The following is a 16,959-nucleotide window of genomic DNA, read 5'->3' as shown; positions in this document are numbered from 1 at the left end:
AGTCCACGGGTCTTCCTCCGCTCGCGCGGGAAGCGCCAGGCAACAGGCAATGGCGACGGCAGCAGTTTGCTTCACGATGGGTTTCCACTGGCGCCTCCGTTGTCGGCTGGCGCATTGCCCGCGCCATAGCCCGCACTTGCACGCGGCGCCATAGGCCGCTAACGGCACCCCACGTCACTTGGGGAGTAGCCACCGCGTTCCGCGGCCCTCAGCGTCAACATGCTTGGTCGAGAGGCCATGGCGCAGGCGGAAGGACTTTTTGTCCACCGGGCGAGACCAATGACAGCGAACCCATCGTCCGGGCCGGGCGGAGGGGCACGCTGTCGTTGGCCTGATCGCTCCGCCCGGCCCCGGAATTGCTGATGTTCGAAGCTCTCACCACCTCCACCGCGATCGTTGCCCTCGCCGAGATTGGCGACAAGACGCAGTTGCTGGCGATCATTCTCGCCACGCGGTTCAAGCGCCCCCTGCCGATCGTGCTCGGCATCCTGGTCGCAACCCTCGCCAACCATTTCCTCGCCGCCCTGCTCGGTGCGACCGCCGCGGCCTACCTCGATGGCCAGTGGTTCCGCTTCGCCGTCGCCATTGGTTTTGTCGCCATGGGTCTGTGGACGCTGGTGCCCGACAAGATGGACGAGGACGAAGCGCCCAAGCCCTCGCGCTTTGGCGCCTTCCTCACCACGCTGGTCGCGTTCTTCATCGTCGAGATGGGCGACAAGACGCAGATCGCCACGATCGCGCTGGGTGCGCGCTTCAACGATGCCCTTGCCGTCACGGCCGGGACCACGCTCGGCATGATGCTTGCCAACGTGCCTGCGGTGTTCTTCGGCAACGAACTGATCAAGCGCGTGCCTCTGGATGTCGTACGGATGATTGCCGCTGCGCTGCTCGTTGCCACGGGTGTTTGGCTGTTCGTCCAGACCCTCGGCATCTTCTAAGCCTTTACGTGTTCGGTATTTGTTCTAAAGTGCCGACATGATCGAATCAGCCGCTACCGCCTCGGATGTGATCGAACGCGAAGCCCGCGCGGTCGCGCGCGGCATCTGCCGCCTGTTCGCCCGCAACGACATCTGGTGCCTGCCCGAAATGCCGCTGCGTTCGGGCAGGCGCGCTGATCTCATGGGCATCGATGCCAAGGGACAGGTCGTGATCGTGGAGATCAAAGTTTCGCGCGCGGACCTGCTCGGCGATGGCAAGTGGACCGATTACCTCGATCACTGCGACCGGTTCTACTGGGGTCTTGCCCCCCATCTTGACCGTGCCGTGCTCGAAACCGAGGACTTCCTGCCCCATGCCTGCGGGGTGATCGTCGCCGATGGCTATGATGCCGAGATACTGCGCCCGGCTCCCACCATTCCGCTGGCTGCTGCGCGCCGCAAGGCCGAAGTGGAGCGGCTCGCGCGCGCCTCGCTGCGCCGCCAGCTAGTCGGCATTGATCCCCAATGCGCCGCATGGGGCGGTTGATCAGGCCCGCCGCTTTATTCCCAGAGGCGGCACCAGCGCCAGCAAGGCGGCGCGGGATGCCAGGAATTCATGCCAAAGCGCGGTTGCGGCCGGGCCGGGGGTTTGCCCGCGCGCCGAAACTGCGAGCAAGGCCGCCAGTCCCGGCTCCATGATCGCGGCGAGATCGTCCACACCCTGCTTGGCCAGATCATAGCGCCATCCGCCGGTATCACGCATGATCGCCGGGAAGTTGCGCACTTCGGGCTTGCGCATTTCCTGCTGCAGTCCCGCCAGGGTACAGACCACGGCCGCGGCATCGTGCAGTGCCGACCACTTCATCGACATGGCATTGCCAGCGGCATGGCCAAATTCGGCCCGGCCCGCCTGCGGCGGCGCAGCGCGCGAATCACCTGATGACGTCGAAACCCCGTTCATGGCTTCGGCGTAGCCCGCAACCGGTTCCCAAATTGCTAAGCGCAACTGGAACACAAAATCGCTGGCATGCCCGCCAAGGCGCTGCTAGGTGCCGTCTCGGCCCTGCACCCGTAGCTCAGCTGGATAGAGCGTTGCCCTCCGAAGGCAAAGGCCACAGGTTCGAATCCTGTCGGGTGCGCCATTACCATTCGCTGTGATGATCGTCGGCTGCGCGCGCGAAAGCTCAGGTCCTCGCGTCGGACGCCAGCACCCTCTGCCTTGACACATTGTCGTGAGCGCCCAAGAGGTCGGCACCCCTTTCGTTGAAGCAGGTCCTTTGCATGTTCCGGCGCGTCGCCTCCCTGCTCGACCCCTTCCTGCTTGCCCTTGTCGCAACAGTTGTCCTCGCCAGTCTCCTGCCGGCGCGTGGCGCATTCGTACCGCTGGTGGATGGTGCGGCGGATGCGGGGATCGTGCTGCTGTTCTTTCTTCACGGTGCCAAGCTGTCGCGTGAGGCGATCTGGGAGGGGGCCCGCAACTGGAGATTGCACCTTGCCGTGCTGGCGACGACTTTCGTGCTGTTTCCGCTTCTTGGGCTTGCCGCTCGCGCCCTGCCGTTTCTCCCGGTCGAGTTCGGCGCGGGACTGCTCTTCCTCGCCCTGCTGCCGTCCACGGTACAGTCCTCCATTGCCTTTACCGCCATCGCGCGCGGCAATGTGGCCGCCGCAGTCTGTGCCGCGTCGTTCTCGAACTTCGCCGGGATTTTCGCCACGCCTGCGCTTGTTGCCGTGCTGATGGGCGGGGCAACGGGCGGGTTTTCCTGGGCTTCTGCCGAAACCATCGTGCTGCAGCTGCTGATTCCCTTCGTGGCAGGGCACCTGCTGCGTCCGTGGATTGGCGGCTTCATCGCCCGTCACAAAACCTTGCTCGGCAAAGTCGATCGCGGATCGATTCTGCTCGTCGTCTATGCTGCGTTCGGCGCAGCCGTTGTCGAGGGACTGTGGCAGCGCGTTGCGCCCGTCAGCCTGCTCGTGCTGACGCTGGTCTGCCTCGTCATGCTGGCGCTGGTCCTTGCCGCCACCTGGCAGACCGCCAAGGCGATGAAGCTCCCACGCGAGGATGCCATTGTCCTGCTGTTCTGCGGCTCGAAGAAGAGCCTGGCCTCTGGCGTGCCGATGGCGGGCGTGTTGTTCCCGGCGGCTTCGGTCGGCATCGTGCTGCTGCCCGTGATGGTGTTCCATCAGCTGCAGCTCATCGCCTGCGCCCTCATCGCACCGCGCTTGGCCCAAGGTGTCTTGGAATAGCAAACGGCGGCGAAGCCTGAAGCTCCGCCGCCGCCTTGAATGCCGACCCGATCAGAAACGGTCGGCGTTCATGACCTTGGTCCATGCCGCCACGAAGTCGGTCACGAACTTGGCCTTGGCATCGTCCGAGGCATAGACCTCGGCCACCGCGCGCAGTTCGGAGTTCGAGCCGAACACGAGGTCGACAGGCGTCGCCGTCCACTTGGGCGTACCGCTCGCCCGGTCCTTGCCCTCATAGAGCCCCGGCGTCGCCGACTTTGCCCAGACCGTGTCCATCGACAGCAGGTTGACGAAGAAGTCGTTACTCAGCGTGCCCGGCCGGTCCGTGAACACGCCCGCCTTCGATCCACCCGCATTCGCGCCGAGCGCACGCATGCCGCCCAGCAGCACGGTCGTCTCGGGCACGGTCAGGCCAAGCATGTCGGCCTTGTCGACCAGCGCCTCGGTCGGCCCATAGAACGAATCCGCCGCATAGTAGTTGCGGAAGGCATCGGCCTTGGGCTGGAGGTAGTTGAACGATTCGACTTCGGTCTGCGCCTGCGTCGCATCGACGCGGCCTGGCGTGAACGGTACGCTCACGTCATGGCCGGCCGCCTTGGCCGCCTGCTCGATCGCGGCATTGCCGCCCAGCACGATCAGGTCGGCCAGGCTCACCTGCTTGCCGCCCTTCGCCGCCTTGTTGAAGCCCAGGCGGATTTCTTCGAGCTTGGCCGTCACCTTGGCCAGCTCCGCCGGATCGTTGACCGCCCAGTCCTTCTGCGGAGCAAGCCGCACGCGCGCGCCATTGGCCCCGCCGCGCATGTCGGTGGCGCGGAAGGTCGAGGCCGAGGCCCACGCCGCGCGCACCAGCTCTGCCGTGGTCAGGCCCGACGACAGGATCGAACCCTTCAGCGCCGCGACGTCAGCCGCATCGACGGGCGCGTAGCTGGCCTTTGGCAGCGGGTCCTGCCAGGTCATCGTCACCTTCGGCGCATCCTTGCCGAGATAGCGCGCCTGCGGACCCATGTCGCGGTGGGTCAGCTTGAACCATGCGCGGGCAAAGGCATCGCTGAAGGCCTGCGGGTTCTTCTTCCAGCCCAGCGTGATCTTGCGGAAGCCGGGGTCCTCGCGCATCGCGATGTCGGTGGTGAACATGATCGGCGCATGGCGCACGTCAGGACGGTGTGCGTCTGGCACCAGATTGGCTGCTGCCGGGTCCTTCGGGATCCACTGCGTCGCGCCCGCCGGGCTCTTGGTCTTGACCCATTCGAAGCCATAGAGGTTGTCGAGGTATTGCGTGGTGAAGGCAATCGGATTGGCCGACCATGCGCCCTCAAGCCCGCTGGTCACGGTGTCCTCGGCATTGCCTTTGCCGCACTTGTTGGCCCAGCCAAGACCCTGCTGTTCGATCTTCCCCTGCCCGGGATCGTTGCCGACGCATTCCTCCGGCTTATGCGCGCCGTGTGCCTTGCCGAAAGTGTGGCCACCGGCGATCAGCGCCGCTGTCTCCTCATCGGTCATCGCCATGGCGCCAAAGGCGCGGCGGATGTCCGCCGCAGCCGCCAGAGGATCAGGCACCCCGTTCGGACCTTCGGGGTTCACATAGATCAGGCCCATCTGCGTCGCGCCCAATGGCCCCTTGAGGTTGCCCTTGCCATCGCGCCGCTTGTCGTCGAGCAGCTTGGTCTCGGGGCCCCAGAACACCAGATCGGGCTGCCAGGCATCGACACGGCCACCGGCAAAGCCGAGCGTCTTGAAGCCCATGTCCTCCATGGCGACATTGCCGGTGAGGATCATCAGGTCGCCCCAAGAAAGCTTGCGCCCGTACTTCTGCTTGATCGGCCAGACGAGCCGGCGGGCCTTGTCGAGGTTGACGTTGTCCGGCCACGAATTGAGCGGCTCGAAGCGCAACTCGCCGCCGTCCGATCCACCACGCCCGTCTCCGGTGCGATAAGTCCCCGCGCTGTGCCAGGCCATGCGGATAAAGAACGGGCCGTAGTGGCCATAGTCCGCCGGCCACCACGGCTGCGGCGTTGTCAGCACCTTGCGGATGTCGGCCTTCACCGCGTCGAGGTCGAGCGATGCGAACTCCTTGGCATAATCAAAGTCGGGGCCATAGGGATTGGCCTTGGTCGCCTCATTCTGCCGCAGCGCGGTCAGGTCCAGAGTGCGAGGGTACCATTCCTTGGCCGCGGGTTCGCTGGTGGGGGTGACGGTTTCGGCCATTGCCGCGCTGCCGAGCGGCGCAGTGGCCGCCAGCACGACAGCCAGCGCGATCCTGCTGATCTGCATGAGCTTCTCTCCTCCTGTTGCCCCGCACGATAACGGGCTGGCAATCGGATAAATCACTCAAAATCCTCAGACCAACGGGTTAGTCCTATCACAGTTATCGGCAGAGTCGTTCATCTTGTAGAAATCGAGCAATAATTCCGATTGCTGACCAAGGAAGAAGGGAAGCCATTGGATCCCGGCCTTCGCCGGGTTGACCCAAAAGGTGAGCAGCCGGTTGGCCGGCCCAAGGACTGCGAGCCAGAGGCCGGTGACGCGTCCATTAAGAATCGTCGCCCCGGCGCAGGCCGGGGCCCACACCCTCCCGTCCGACGCCGTGATCACCGTCAAGATGCTGGGCCTGTAGCGAAGACACATATCGACGCGAGGGTTCCCCGAAGGGATACTTTGACCCCGAACTCAGCAATGTGATGAAGTGAGAAACTGGAGCGGGCGAAGGGATTCGAACCCTCGACCCCAACCTTGGCAAAACGAAACAAGCCATTACGCCACTGTAGCCGAACCTACGAAATATGACGGTATTTCAGTTATTTGTTGCAACACCCTTTACGACGCCGTAGCCTCCAAATCGCCACGAAACGGCAAATTTTGGAGACAATATGGAGACAGAAGGCCTCGATCCGAGCTTTGTCTCCAAATGGAGTCGTAAGCATGCCGACTGCGAAGATCAACAAGCGCTCGGTCGATGCCTTCAGCGCGGATGGACAGCCACAGGCTGTTCTGTGGGACAGCGAAATCCGGGGCTTCGGTGTCCGGGCACTTCCATCCGGGCTCAAGACCTTCATCGTTCAGTACCGCAATGCCGAGGGTATCAAGCGGCGGATCAACCTTGGTCGATATGGCGTCATCACGGTCGAGCGGGCTCGTGACCTCGCGAAGATCAAGCTTGGCGAAGTAGCCTCCGGCGAAGACCCGGCACTGGCCGTCCATGAGGCCCGCAAGGGGATGACCGTTGCCCAGATGTGCGACTGGTATCTCACCGAAGCGCGGGCCGGGAATATCCTTGGACGCAAGAACCGGCCGATCAAGGAATCGTCACTCAAAATGGACGAGAGCCGGATCAATACGCACATCAAGCCGCTGCTCGGCAAGCGGCACGCCAAGCACCTTACCATTGCCGAGGTCGAGCAGATGCAGTCCGACGTTCGGGACGGCAAAACTGCCAAGGCGCGTGGAGGAGGCCGTGGAGGCAAGGCTGCTGGCGGCCCTGGCGTCGCGGCACGCTGCCTTGGCACGCTTCAGGCGATCCTGGGCCATGCCAAGCACAAGGGGCTGTTGACCGAGCACCCCACACGCGGTGCCAAGAAGCTGGCCACCAACAAGAAGACGCGGCGGCTCAGTTCGGCCGAGATCATCGCGCTGGGCAAGGCCATGGCCTATGCCGAGCGTAATGGAGAAAACCTCACCGCACTCGCGGTTGTTCGGCTCCTGGCCCTGACCGGCTTCCGGCGAGAGGAAGGCCAGGCAATGAAGCGTGCATGGGTCCATGCCGAAGGCGGCTTCATTGCATTTCCGGACACCAAAACCGACGCTCAGGTGCGTGCGATCGGGCCAGAAGCCCTGCGGGTGGTACTTGCGCAGGCCGAGATCGCCGGCAATCCGCATGTCTTTCCATCGCTGTCCGGTACCGGCCCCTATCAGGCCGCCGCCGCCTGCTTCACGCGCGTGTGCCGGCTGGCAGGGATTGAGGGTGCGACCTTGCATACCTTGCGCCACACCTTCGCCAGCATCGCTGGCGAACTGGGGTTCACCGAACTCACCATCCGCGCCATGCTCGGCCACGCCTCGCAGAATGTGACGCAGGACTATATCCATATCGACGAGGCGCTGAAACTCGCCGTGCGGCGCACCTCGGACGAGATTGCGCGCCTGCTCGATGAAGGTGCAGCCGGGCTGCGCCGCCCCGCCCCTGCTGCCTGATCATGGCGCCAATGAATCACTCGACGAAAGGTAACGAATATGTTACCCATCGCGGTGCAATGTGATTGTTGAGGAGTATATCCGCGAGGATGGCAGCTGCCCATTCCGGGGCTGGTTCGATGATCTCGATGTCCAGGCCGCAGCCAAGGTGGCGACCGCCATCGTCCGAATGGAACTCGGCAACCTGTCGAAGGTCAAATGGATCGGCGGCGGGCTTGGTGAGTGCCGGATCGATTGGGGCCCGGGATACCGCCTCTATCTGACTCAGGATGGCGAGCAACTGATCATCCTCTTCGTGGGCGGGACCAAGAAGCGGCAACAGTCGGATATCAGGCAGGCCGGTGCATTGCTCGATGAGTACAAAGGCCGGAAGGCCAAGGCGAAGAAGGCAAGGAGTTAGGCAAGGTGGCGCTGACACGCGATTTCAAGGCGACGGTGAAGGAACGTGCCGCGCGCGACCCCGCCTTCGCCAAGGCCATGCTCGACGAAGCCGCCACCGCTTTTCTCAACGGCGAACCTCATGTCGCGCGTCTGATCCTGCGCGATCTGGTCAATGCCTCAGTTGGATTCGAAGGCCTTGCCACTGAAACCAATCGGCCCAGCAAGAGCCTGCACCGGATGCTCTCCGAAAAGGGCAATCCGAGCATGGACAATCTTGCTGCCATTTTTGGCGTAGTGCGCAGGCACCTTGGCGTCACTTTAGAGGCTAACAGCGTCGAGCCAGCGTAAGACAGAATTATCTGCTCGTCGATTTCGAAGGCAAAGGCGGATAGGTTCAGCTGCGCTCAAAATATTCAATCGCAGCGCGCACCAGCAACAAGACCGCGCTCAAGCGGCTCGACGGATGCCCTTTTGCAGTTCCGACTTCCACTTCATCAACGCTCGGACCAGTTTTTCCGATGCCGGGATAAACTCGCCTTCGAGGCGCTCCTCTGCTTCGCGCTGGCGGCCGCCAAGCGCCGACGACATGACATGCCCGGCAGACCGGTGAAAATCGGCGTGAACACGTTTGACGACCTTATAGGGCACGTCTGCCTTGGCCTCAGCAGAAAGCGCCGTGGAATTGAGCCATTGGCCGAATTTGCAGTTGCCGTCGCAACCGGCTTCATGCGCCGAAATGTCAGACTTGCCCGTGCGCATTGCCGCACGCAGCCGCATCTTCCACATGCCGTGCGCGCCGATCGCTTCGTCGATCTGATAAATTAGGTTGGCGTTTGTCATGGGGCCGACTCCATTGGCTTGCAACAAGGCTTGAACTGGCCGGCATCTTAATATCAGAATATGATAATATATAATGAGTGCTCTACGGGGTAACGCTTAGTCCTGCCAGCCCCCGGACGCGCGCGCGAATTCTGCCTGACTGACCGAACCCTGCGCGGCGGCAGGCTTGCTGCACGATGCAGGTTGAGTTTGACCAGGTCCGCCACCTGATAGACCGTTCGCCAACCACAGTGTTTGTCAAAGCGGCTTTCCGTCACGATCCAGCAGCTCGATCCGGTAGGAGCAGCCATAAAGGGTCTTGCCCGGGTGACTGGTAACGTTGGAGATGGAACGGGCAATCACTGTGTGGGTCCCGAACTCGTCTGCCTCGTTGGCTGGTTCGGTCACGTCAACGAGGATGCGTTGACCGAGGAATTTGCGGAACGGCGTCTCCGCTTCGACTTCGTTGCGGGTGGCAACACCAGCGGTTTGCGCTGCCCTGGCGATTTCCGCGACGGCGGCATCGCTCTCCAGTGCGTTGACGATACCTTCCTCTTTGGCGATCTCGGCGGGATCAGCCAGATCCAATATTGCCATGACGCCGCTGGAGCTGAACGCGATCCGGCGTGTCGACCACGTGCCGGTAACCAGCACTGGCTGCGGCAACTCATATTGGGCGAGGAACGGATTGGGGCTCTCGATCTTTCGCCAGCCGAAGCGCTCAGCAAGCTTCTCTTCGCCGCTCAGGGCCCAGGCGAAGGCATTGTAGCTCGGGGCGTCGAGATGGCAGTTGATGGCATCTGCAATATCGACTTCGGCCGGATCGAAGTCAGCGCCGTCCAAAGCGTGCGCAGGCGATGCTGCGAGTAATAACAGAATTAAGGCTTGGCGCAGCATACTTGCCCGATATCCAATCGCGACACCCCTAACAAGCACTGGCGCTCATCCGCCGGTTGCGCAATGACGGGACGATGACAGTATTTGCGCGTTTTGGTTTTCCTGTCCTCGCCATAATCGCGGGCAGTGCGGTGGCAACGGTTGCCATGGCGGCGGAGCTCCCGCCCACGCTTGAAAGTGGCATCTTTGGCGACGATCGGTTGATCCTTGCCGCTGACCGGGAAACCGGAACTCTGTCTGGGTACTTGCACGACGGCGATTGCCGGGTGTTCTTCAGCGGACCGTTAAAGCCGGTCACCCAGCATCAACGTCCCGAACTGGGCGAGAGCTATGAGCTCGTGTCCTGGGATCCGCAGCGCCCTGCCGCCACCTTCACCACCTCTCTTTATTCGAGGGCCCGCGGCGGCTTCAACGATCAGATCACGCTGGAGGTCGGACCCGACGATGCAAATCGCCCGGCCGCTTGCCGCTGGCGGATCAGCTTCGACCGGGCCGGCCACGTCGCCAATAGCCTCGTCGGGGCGGCGGTCGTTGCCCGGTCCCGCCCGCAGCTGTTCGAGCTGGAAGAGGCCAAAGAGGGTCTTCGCCTCAAGCCGAAGGGCCGGGCCGCGCTATCCCGCGATGCTGGCGTATGGGTTACCAGGACCTATGGCGCGGCCTGGTCGCTGCCGGGCATGGTCCGGATCACCTGGTACGATCCGCCCGGCACTCCGCGCGGCGGCTATGTGCGCGAGCGCGACCTTTATCCCTTGCGCGTGGCGGGGAACCCCGAGAGCAAAGCCTTGCCCTGCACGATGCGAAAGGATGGCACTTTCGAATCGCTGGGCGACTGCGCCACCCCGAACCCCGATGGCAGTTATGCGGTCGGGCCAGACGCGCTGCGGCAGCTGCGCTTTGACCGGCATGGACTTGCCGCCTTTGCCATCCGCGCAGCAGGCTATGCCTATGTCAGGCGCGATGGTCGTGCGCTGCTGGTGCCGACCTTCGATAACGGGCCAGACGAGTTTGTGGACGGGCTGGTCCGGGTGCGGCTTGGCGACAAGCTCGGCTATGCCGATCGCCGCCTGAAGCTGGTCATTCCGGCAATCTACGACGGGGCCTATCCGTTCACCGGGAAGCGGGCATGGGCCTGCATTGGCTGCACGCCGGTCTCCGACGACGAACACAGCTGGTATCGCGGCGGGCAAGCCGTCTGCCTTGATCCCCGCGGCAACCGCAGTCCGGAGGCTGAATGCGGGACGGCAGGCTGGGCGCCGCCTCAATTGCGGGAATAGCGCCCGCGCCCCATGTTTTCCGGGATGAGATCGCTGCCCTGCACGTGAAGCCGCATGACCTCGAAGGGCGGTGCGACCAGTTGCTGCGTATCGACGGCCACCGTCTGCACACCCTCGGCCAGCGGCTTGATCGGCAGCGATGCCGAGCGGCCGGAACCGTCCGGCCAGGCAAGGACAAGTTGCTGGACCGCCGCGCCGCTCCTCGGGGAAACGAAGGCCCAGCCACCCCGGCTGGTTTCCGCTGTCTCGCGATGGCCATCGCTGAACACAAAGGTCACGCCGACACGCGACAGGCGCATTTCGCGTGAAGGATCGCCAACCACCACCCCCACGCCGCGTCGCCATTGCGACGGCGGGATCGGCGCATCGACGGCGGCATCGACGGGCGCGGCCTGACATTCTGCCGGCACCACCGGGGCGCCAATATCCGGCACGGGCATGGTGGCGGCGCGGTAGGCCTGCTCCATTTCGTATTGCGCTTCGTACCAGGCCACCATGGCGGCTTCGGCGGCCGTGCGGTCAGCCTCGCTTGCGCTCGCAGCCGCTCCTTTCAAGGCCGCCCGGCTGGCCTCATCCCGGGCCGTTTCCGCAGCACGTCTGGTCTGTTCCGCCCGCGCCCGCTCGGCAGGGCCCGGGGCGGGGCGATCTTCGGCCAGGATTAACGACGGAGAGGCGGCCACGCCAATGATCCAGGGACAGCGTCCGGCAATCGCTTCGGCTGCCCGCTCGCGCTCCGCATCCCGCAGACGGCGCTCGGCCATCTCGTCCCAGGGGAAAGCCTCATCGGCGCGCAGCAGCGGCGCATCCGCGGGGGGAATATCAGCCGCAAGGGTCACCGTCTGGCCCGCGCGGCCCCAGCGCCCCTTGGCCAGCTGATCGACCGCGCCGTAGCTGATATACCATTCGAACCGGCCATCGGCCTTCAGCAGCAGTTCCGAGCCGGTCTCCATCACGCCGGACAGGTGGTAGTGGCCCGCCAGCACTGCGTCAGGCTTGCCCATATCGGTCGGCGGTCCCGACCGCACGCAGCGCATCCGGCGCCCTTCGCTCTCCAGCTGCCGCTCCATGTCATCCGCAATCGGACCGACGTTCACGTCCCCTTCTGCCGACGGCGCCTGCCGGGCCTGATCGAGATAAGCCCTGCCTCTTGCCAGTACGGCACAGGGATCACCTTTACCGGCTGCATGAGACTCACGGGCAATGTCGCGTTGCAAATCCGCCCGGACCACAAGTCCCAACCCGTCCTGCCCGTCAGGGTCGTCTGCCAGCAAGGCCGCAGCCTGGTTATAAAATTCGAGCGCACCGGCATGATCACCGACCGCTTTGGCTTCTCTCGCTTTTTCCAGCACCACCATGGCGGTTTGCGCCTGCTGTTGCGGCGCCTGGGCGGGAAGCGGGGCACTGGCCAGCAATGCGGAACCGGCGAGTATCAAGCTGCGGCGGCGCGGCATGGTCAGTCTGTGTCCTTCTCGCGCGTGGTCGGGAGCACGGCATGATCCCCATCCTCGTTCCGCCCATCCTCGCAGCTTGCGGGGAGCGCTTCGTCGATGTTGTCCAGCACGCGCAGCTGAACATTGATGGGACCATCGCTGGCCGTATAGGCGGTATCCCCGTTCGGGTAAGTATAGCCCCGGAAGAAGCGCGGCGGGCTGGTGCAGGTGATCAGCGCATAGGGAGCGTTGAACAGGTCGTTGTCGTTATGGTCGGTCAGGTGAAACGTTTCGCCGAACGGACCGCTGCCAAAGCGTTCGCGCAAGTCGAAGGCGGCATCGGGCAGGCGCACCGGCAGTCGGAATACGGGCGTGCGGCCTTCTTCGTCCGTCCGGCCCTGAAACACCTTCTTCTGGTCGGTCACGAAGGGCAGTTCATAGTCCGTCGCCCGGCTGGCTGACAGGGCATAGTCGGTATGGGCGGCGGGCTTCCCCGTGCGCGGTTGCAGCAGGACGAAGCGATAGGCATATGCACCGCTGCCGATCACTTCACCTCCGGCCGGGGCGGCAGCGCCGGCGGCGAGAGCGTCCCAGCGGTCGGCATCCGGGGTGCTCGCTTCGCTGGCTTCAGCCGCAGCAACCGCAGCCTCCGGCCCCGCTTCTGCCCAGGCATCGGCCTTCTCAAAGCTCTCGTCGATGGCGTCGAGCAGATGGCAGGTCTTGCCCAGCCGCACATTGTCAATCGCCGCCACGTCGAGAATGTGCGCCTCCCCGTCAGCCCGATAGCTGGCAATGACATGGGCTTGCACCTTGCCGGTCTTGCCGCGCAGCTCGGCCAGCGGATCACCTGCGCCTGCGGCCGGCAGCAGCCGATAGCGCGTGCGCACGATATTGCAGCGCTCCAGCACCAGGTTCTCGCCATCGGCAATGACCATGCCGATGAAGATGTCCAGCGGGGCTGCGTCTGCCTCTTGCGCCCGGACCGCAGCTGGCAGCAGCAGGCCGATCGCGCAGAGCCTGATCAAGACGCGCAGGCATCGATTGCAGGACGAAGCGGCTTTACTTAGAGCAGCAGTATGGATGGTCATACGTTCCGAAAAGTCCTGCATTTTTTTGTGCGCTATCAGCCCCTCGCGCTGGTTGCCAGCCTCGTTCTGCTAACCGCCCCGCTGCGCGCCGCCAGCGATGACCGCCAGGTCTATGCCGGAACGGTCGGAGCCGCCCAGGTCGTCGTGGAACTGGAAGGCAGCGGCGAATATGTGACGGGACGCTATTTCTATCGCAAGTATCGGCTCGATATCGGCCTCGGCGGTCGCTGGACGGGCGACAGGCTCTTGCTGGAGGCCCGCAGAAGCGGTGATCGACTGAACCTGCACCGCGCCGGGGCCGAACTGGCCGGATCGCTGACGACCAAGGCCGGGCGCACGCTGCCGGTGCGGCTGTCGCCAGTGGCCGCGCCAGCCCCGTTGGCGGCGGGTCTGCCTGCGGACATGGCGGATCTTTCCCCCTATGAGCGCCACCAGCTGGCAGGCCTGTCGCTGGTTCCGGGCAGCATCCGTCAGGATGGACCGCGCACCCTGCGCGACTGGCGCGAGCCCGTCAGCGGGATCACGCTGTTCCGCATCGAAAGCGGCTATCCCGCGCCGGTTCTGGCCCGGATCAATGCCGCACTAGAACGCCAGCAGTGGGAGCGCGTGTCGCAATGGTTCGGCTGCGAAGGGTTTGGCGGCCAATCGGGCATGGACGTTTCCGAGGCAAGAGCGCCGTACCTCAGCGACGATTTCGTGAGCTATGCCTGGTTTGCCAGCTGGAGCTGCGCCGGCACGGCCCACCCCGATTTCGGCACGCAAGGCGTGACCTTCGACACCCGGACCGGCCGCGAACTCCAGCTGGAAGATCTGCTCTATTTCGGTAATCCGCCAGCACCCCAACCCGGCACCCCGGCGTTCTTCGACTATCGCGGTGACATCTTCGCGCCGCGCATCGTCTCCTTGCTGGGCCAGCTTTACCCGAACGAGATGCAGCCTGCCGATGGTGAGGCGGCAGAGGATCAATGCGACTATGCGGATACGTCCGTGTGGGATTTCCCCAGCTGGTACCTGACCGGACAAGGCCTCTATCTCGGCGCCTATTTCGCTCGAGCGCAGCGGCCGTGCGACGAGCCGGACTGGTCGGTCATCCCCTGGCAGCACCTGACCTGGCACAAGGGCGATGACACAGTGCTTCACCGTTCTGCAGTGCCGACCTCCACCTTGCACTTTGGACAGCGTGAATTCACCCGCGACAACATCGCGGGCGTCGCCCTGGCCTTCGACGACCGCAATTTTCCGGTTCTCGATATCGCCTTGCGGCCCGAGGTGGCACAACACCTCGAAGCCGAATCAATCCGCCTGCTGAATACCGATGTCGCCATCACGGTGGGCGACAAGTCCATCAGTTCCGCCCGGCTTGTCGAGTCAATCACAGAGGGACGCATCCGGATCAGCGGCAGGTTCAGTCTGACCGAAGTGCAAGACATGGCCCGCCAGATCATCTGCACCATGCATCTGGGCGCTGAGCAATATGACTCCTTCGCTCTCTCCGACAGACCAGTCTGCGAGTCGCCCGCAGCACCCGAAGCACAAGGCGCAATTCCATGACCCTCCCGCGCATCCCTTTTCTCTTCATGCTGGTGGCTGTGCTCGGTCTGACGCCAGCCGCCGCGCAGCAGGTTCGCACCCCACCGCCTGGCACGAGTGAGCGCACGCAAATCCTTAATGCGCTCCGGCCGTCACCGGGTTCCAAGATCAGGTTCATCGTCCACCAGCTGAAGGTGATCAAAGGCAAGACGGCGACTTATGCCTATGTGGTGATCGAGCCGTCTAAGCAGGAATACGACGGCGGCGAGTACCTGCTGAAGCAAGACGGCGGATGGCGGGTGATCTGGTCAGTCACTGGCGGCGGCACCGATGATTGCCGCACGGCAGCCAGCTATTACCAATCGGCCCTGCGCCTATTTCAGGCCGAAGGGATCGATCCCGATGCGATCAACCCCGAGCTTCACGAGGAATATCTGCGTCTTGCCACCTTTGCGGCGGAAGATCCGGACTGCGCCGCACTGGGCGATCTGGGGCCGGACCTGCCCGTCAGCGACGAGAAGACGGATGATCGGGACGGTCTGCAACCGGGCAACGGGGCGCGCTCACGCATTGCCCCGCACCCGCGGTTTCGCTCGCCCGTCACGCAGGCGGACCTTGATGGCGATGGCAAGCCAGACGCAATCTCGGTCGTTCATATCCTGCCCGCCAGCGCGGGGCGCGAGCTGGCCCCCGACATCATCGTCGCCAACCCGTGGGACAGCGACGCCGCGGCGCAGGGACTGACCGACGATAATCAGACGATGGCGCTGGTTGTCGAAAACTCCCGGACCGGCACCCGCCATCTCCTCCACAGCCCCTATGTGGAAATTTCCGCCAGAGTGGGCGCCGGTCACCCGGTTGCAGTAGAGCGCGCGAACACCAAGCTGGCACGGGAATTCCGCAAGGATTGCCCGGACTTGCGCCACGACTTCCTGCGGATGGCGACCGAGGCGGGCATCGACATTGCCCTGTTCTGGAACGCGGGAGCTAACAGCTATGATGTGTGCTGGCCGAACGAAATCCCGTGAATAATTACGTGACAACATTCATGCGGGGAATCGAAAGGCGATAAACCGACGGAACCTGCCCGCGATCCTGCTGGTCCTGATCGCCGCCTGATCACTCTGTCGTCCGGCCATCAAAATGCTCATGGTCCACGGCCGCATCGGCGCAGGTCTTGTGGATAGTCCCGTCCAGATGTTCCGGCGGGCCATAGATGGTATAGAGTCGCAGCGGCTCCTTGCCGGTGCTGATCACATTATGGCGCGCGCCCTGGGGCACAATGATTCCGTCGTCTGCCTTGACCTTGTTGCAGACGCCATCAATCCAGATCTCGCCTTCACCCCCCTCGATGCGGAAGAACTGGTCCCGGTCGTCGTGGACTTCCTCTCCGATTTCCTCGCCAGGCTGGATCGCCATAAGAACGAGCTGGAGGTTGTGTCCGGTATAAAGCACGCGGCGGAAATCGTCGTTTTCTTCCGTCAGCTTTTCGATGTTGTCGACGAAACCCTTCATTCAGCCTGCTCCTGTCGTGGCACCCACCGTTTATACTATCGTGATGCGCAAATGGTTGTCACCCGATTTGGGCTGACCATCCGTAACACCGAGCGACGGGCCGTCCTCACCCGAACTGTTGGGGCCACACACGGAAGGGGGGCTTCCGGTGCGGCCCCTGTCCGCCAGCATGGGGGTGCCGGCAGAAGCGGGATCAATCGGCAATCTCGATCCGGTAACTGTCGTGGCAGGCAACGCAGGTATTGAGCGCCTGACCAAGCGCAGCATTCGCAGCGCTGCGATCCCCTTTGGCTGCGGCAAGGTTCAATGCATCGAATTGCTGGCGCATGCTGCTGCTCATCTGGCGAAAGCCGGGCGGCTGCCGCTCACGCAAGCCCTCGGGCGGTCGTTTCCCGCGTCCGGTCCCTTGCGCCTGCGCTGCGGCGCTGACCGCCCCCCAGTCGTCGACCGCCATCGCGGAGTGAATGTCGCGGATCGAAGCCAGGAGGCCGCGCATCTCGGTCAGGGCGTGATCGGCCTGGGCCGGATTGAGCGAAACGGCCTCGCGCTGGTCGGGCGGCGCGAGCTGCGCCGGGGCGGAAGCACTGGCACTGCCTTGCGTCCGCAGCAGCAGGGCCAGCAGAATGAAGACCGCCAGCAGCAGGGCAACAGTCAGGCGGCCAGCCGTCCGGGTCAT

Annotated in this window: 18 protein-coding genes and 1 tRNA gene; 10 read left to right on the top strand and 9 right to left on the bottom strand. The window is 63.8% G+C overall.

Annotated elements, in window-relative coordinates:
- The first annotated feature begins 362 nt into the window (after window positions 1–362).
- Entirely contained in the window at window positions 363–938 is a 576-nt protein-coding gene (locus HGI46_RS09515) for a TMEM165/GDT1 family protein (protein ID WP_168903987.1), read from the top strand.
- Between the two features lie 37 nt (window positions 939–975).
- Window positions 976–1,464, top strand: coding sequence for an MmcB family DNA repair protein (locus tag HGI46_RS09510; RefSeq protein ID WP_118072712.1), 489 nt, complete (start codon window positions 976–978; stop codon window positions 1,462–1,464).
- On the opposite strand, the gene HGI46_RS09505 is transcribed toward HGI46_RS09510, so the two are convergent.
- Window positions 1,465–1,878, bottom strand: a complete 414-nt coding sequence (locus HGI46_RS09505; RefSeq protein WP_240344833.1) for a hypothetical protein — start codon at window positions 1,876–1,878, stop codon at window positions 1,465–1,467.
- Between the two features lie 104 nt (window positions 1,879–1,982).
- On the opposite strand from HGI46_RS09505, the gene HGI46_RS09500 reads away from it, so the two are divergent.
- Window positions 1,983–2,059 (top strand) — tRNA-Arg (locus HGI46_RS09500).
- A 139-nt stretch (window positions 2,060–2,198) separates the two neighbouring features.
- Window positions 2,199–3,161 (top strand): bile acid:sodium symporter family protein, encoded by a 963-nt coding sequence (locus tag HGI46_RS09495; RefSeq protein ID WP_168903986.1) that lies wholly within the window; start codon window positions 2,199–2,201, stop codon window positions 3,159–3,161.
- Between the two features lie 51 nt (window positions 3,162–3,212).
- On the opposite strand, the gene katG is transcribed toward HGI46_RS09495, so the two are convergent.
- Both katG and HGI46_RS09485 read right to left on the bottom strand, forming a co-directional pair.
- Window positions 3,213–5,366 carry a catalase/peroxidase HPI gene (gene katG / locus HGI46_RS09490; RefSeq protein WP_168904184.1) on the bottom strand — a complete coding sequence of 718 codons (2,154 nt, stop codon included), beginning with the start codon at window positions 5,364–5,366 and terminating at the stop codon, window positions 3,213–3,215.
- 132 nt (window positions 5,367–5,498) lie between these two features.
- Window positions 5,499–5,759, bottom strand: coding sequence for a hypothetical protein (locus tag HGI46_RS09485; RefSeq protein ID WP_168903985.1), 261 nt, complete (start codon window positions 5,757–5,759; stop codon window positions 5,499–5,501).
- Window positions 5,760–6,080: 321 nt separating this feature from the next.
- On the opposite strand from HGI46_RS09485, the gene HGI46_RS09480 reads away from it, so the two are divergent.
- The 3 genes from HGI46_RS09480 to HGI46_RS09470 all read left to right on the top strand — a co-directional run bounded on the left by HGI46_RS09480 (window position 6,081) and on the right by HGI46_RS09470 (window position 8,078).
- On the top strand, window positions 6,081–7,349 hold the full coding sequence (locus HGI46_RS09480; protein ID WP_118072699.1) for a site-specific integrase: 1,269 nt from the start codon (window positions 6,081–6,083) through the stop codon (window positions 7,347–7,349).
- Window positions 7,350–7,410: 61 nt separating this feature from the next.
- On the top strand, window positions 7,411–7,749 hold the full coding sequence (locus tag HGI46_RS09475; protein ID WP_118072698.1) for a type II toxin-antitoxin system RelE/ParE family toxin: 339 nt from the start codon (window positions 7,411–7,413) through the stop codon (window positions 7,747–7,749).
- A gap of 5 nt (window positions 7,750–7,754) precedes the next feature.
- Window positions 7,755–8,078 (top strand): transcriptional regulator, encoded by a 324-nt coding sequence (locus HGI46_RS09470; protein WP_118072697.1) that lies wholly within the window; start codon window positions 7,755–7,757, stop codon window positions 8,076–8,078.
- A gap of 99 nt (window positions 8,079–8,177) precedes the next feature.
- Here the strand turns inward: HGI46_RS09470 and HGI46_RS09465 are convergent, their stop codons facing one another.
- Both HGI46_RS09465 and HGI46_RS09460 read right to left on the bottom strand, forming a co-directional pair.
- The gene (locus HGI46_RS09465; RefSeq protein ID WP_162895911.1) at window positions 8,178–8,597 is read right to left on the bottom strand and encodes a CZB domain-containing protein; all 420 of its coding nucleotides are present in this window, start codon (window positions 8,595–8,597) and stop codon (window positions 8,178–8,180) included.
- A 210-nt stretch (window positions 8,598–8,807) separates the two neighbouring features.
- Window positions 8,808–9,446: a hypothetical protein gene (locus HGI46_RS09460; protein WP_162895910.1), complete on the bottom strand. Its 639-nt coding sequence runs from the start codon at window positions 9,444–9,446 to the stop codon at window positions 8,808–8,810.
- 74 nt (window positions 9,447–9,520) lie between these two features.
- Here HGI46_RS09460 and HGI46_RS09455 point away from each other — a divergent pair, with 74 nt between their 5' ends.
- Window positions 9,521–10,720, top strand: a complete 1,200-nt coding sequence (locus tag HGI46_RS09455; RefSeq protein ID WP_168903984.1) for a WG repeat-containing protein — start codon at window positions 9,521–9,523, stop codon at window positions 10,718–10,720.
- On the opposite strand, the gene HGI46_RS09450 is transcribed toward HGI46_RS09455, so the two are convergent.
- Complete coding sequence (locus tag HGI46_RS09450) at window positions 10,705–12,171, bottom strand: hypothetical protein (RefSeq protein ID WP_168903861.1); 1,467 nt, start codon at window positions 12,169–12,171, stop codon at window positions 10,705–10,707. The genes HGI46_RS09455 and HGI46_RS09450 overlap by 16 nt on opposite strands.
- A gap of 2 nt (window positions 12,172–12,173) precedes the next feature.
- The gene (locus HGI46_RS09445; protein WP_168903983.1) at window positions 12,174–13,175 is read right to left on the bottom strand and encodes a hypothetical protein; all 1,002 of its coding nucleotides are present in this window, start codon (window positions 13,173–13,175) and stop codon (window positions 12,174–12,176) included.
- Window positions 13,176–13,265: 90 nt separating this feature from the next.
- Between HGI46_RS09445 and HGI46_RS09440 the strand changes: the two genes are divergently transcribed.
- Window positions 13,266–14,789 carry a hypothetical protein gene (locus tag HGI46_RS09440; RefSeq protein ID WP_168903982.1) on the top strand — a complete coding sequence of 508 codons (1,524 nt, stop codon included), beginning with the start codon at window positions 13,266–13,268 and terminating at the stop codon, window positions 14,787–14,789.
- Window positions 14,786–15,796 (top strand): hypothetical protein, encoded by a 1,011-nt coding sequence (locus HGI46_RS09435; protein WP_168903981.1) that lies wholly within the window; start codon window positions 14,786–14,788, stop codon window positions 15,794–15,796. The genes HGI46_RS09440 and HGI46_RS09435 overlap by 4 nt, the downstream gene beginning before the upstream one ends.
- A gap of 91 nt (window positions 15,797–15,887) precedes the next feature.
- On the opposite strand, the gene HGI46_RS09430 is transcribed toward HGI46_RS09435, so the two are convergent.
- Both HGI46_RS09430 and HGI46_RS09425 read right to left on the bottom strand, forming a co-directional pair.
- Window positions 15,888–16,283 (bottom strand): cupin domain-containing protein, encoded by a 396-nt coding sequence (locus tag HGI46_RS09430; RefSeq protein WP_118072689.1) that lies wholly within the window; start codon window positions 16,281–16,283, stop codon window positions 15,888–15,890.
- A 193-nt stretch (window positions 16,284–16,476) separates the two neighbouring features.
- Window positions 16,477–16,959 carry a cytochrome c gene (locus HGI46_RS09425; RefSeq protein WP_168903980.1) on the bottom strand — a complete coding sequence of 161 codons (483 nt, stop codon included), beginning with the start codon at window positions 16,957–16,959 and terminating at the stop codon, window positions 16,477–16,479.

The organism is Novosphingobium sp. ERW19 (assembly GCF_012641315.1).
GTDB lineage: Bacteria > Pseudomonadota > Alphaproteobacteria > Sphingomonadales > Sphingomonadaceae > Novosphingobium.
Note: the sequence above shows the minus strand (reverse complement) of the source record. Positions and strands in the feature narration are given on the sequence as shown.

Excerpts from the sequence above, each read along its gene's own strand:
- HGI46_RS09450 (WP_168903861.1), bottom strand. The coding sequence starts at position 12,171 with ATGCCGCGCCGCCGCAGCTTGATACTCGCCGGTTCCGCATTGCTGGCC.
- HGI46_RS09430 (WP_118072689.1), bottom strand. The coding sequence starts at position 16,283 with ATGAAGGGTTTCGTCGACAACATCGAAAAGCTGACGGAAGAAAACGAC.
- HGI46_RS09455 (WP_168903984.1), top strand. The coding sequence starts at position 9,521 with ATGACAGTATTTGCGCGTTTTGGTTTTCCTGTCCTCGCCATAATCGCG.
- HGI46_RS09460 (WP_162895910.1), bottom strand. The coding sequence starts at position 9,446 with ATGCTGCGCCAAGCCTTAATTCTGTTATTACTCGCAGCATCGCCTGCG.
- HGI46_RS09495 (WP_168903986.1), top strand. The coding sequence starts at position 2,199 with ATGTTCCGGCGCGTCGCCTCCCTGCTCGACCCCTTCCTGCTTGCCCTT.
- HGI46_RS09515 (WP_168903987.1), top strand. The coding sequence starts at position 363 with ATGTTCGAAGCTCTCACCACCTCCACCGCGATCGTTGCCCTCGCCGAG.
- HGI46_RS09435 (WP_168903981.1), top strand. The coding sequence starts at position 14,786 with ATGACCCTCCCGCGCATCCCTTTTCTCTTCATGCTGGTGGCTGTGCTC.
- HGI46_RS09510 (WP_118072712.1), top strand. The coding sequence starts at position 976 with ATGATCGAATCAGCCGCTACCGCCTCGGATGTGATCGAACGCGAAGCC.
- katG (WP_168904184.1), bottom strand. The coding sequence starts at position 5,366 with ATGGCCGAAACCGTCACCCCCACCAGCGAACCCGCGGCCAAGGAATGG.
- HGI46_RS09505 (WP_240344833.1), bottom strand. The coding sequence starts at position 1,878 with ATGAACGGGGTTTCGACGTCATCAGGTGATTCGCGCGCTGCGCCGCCG.
- HGI46_RS09425 (WP_168903980.1), bottom strand. The coding sequence starts at position 16,959 with ATGACCCGGACGGCTGGCCGCCTGACTGTTGCCCTGCTGCTGGCGGTC.
- HGI46_RS09480 (WP_118072699.1), top strand. The coding sequence starts at position 6,081 with ATGCCGACTGCGAAGATCAACAAGCGCTCGGTCGATGCCTTCAGCGCG.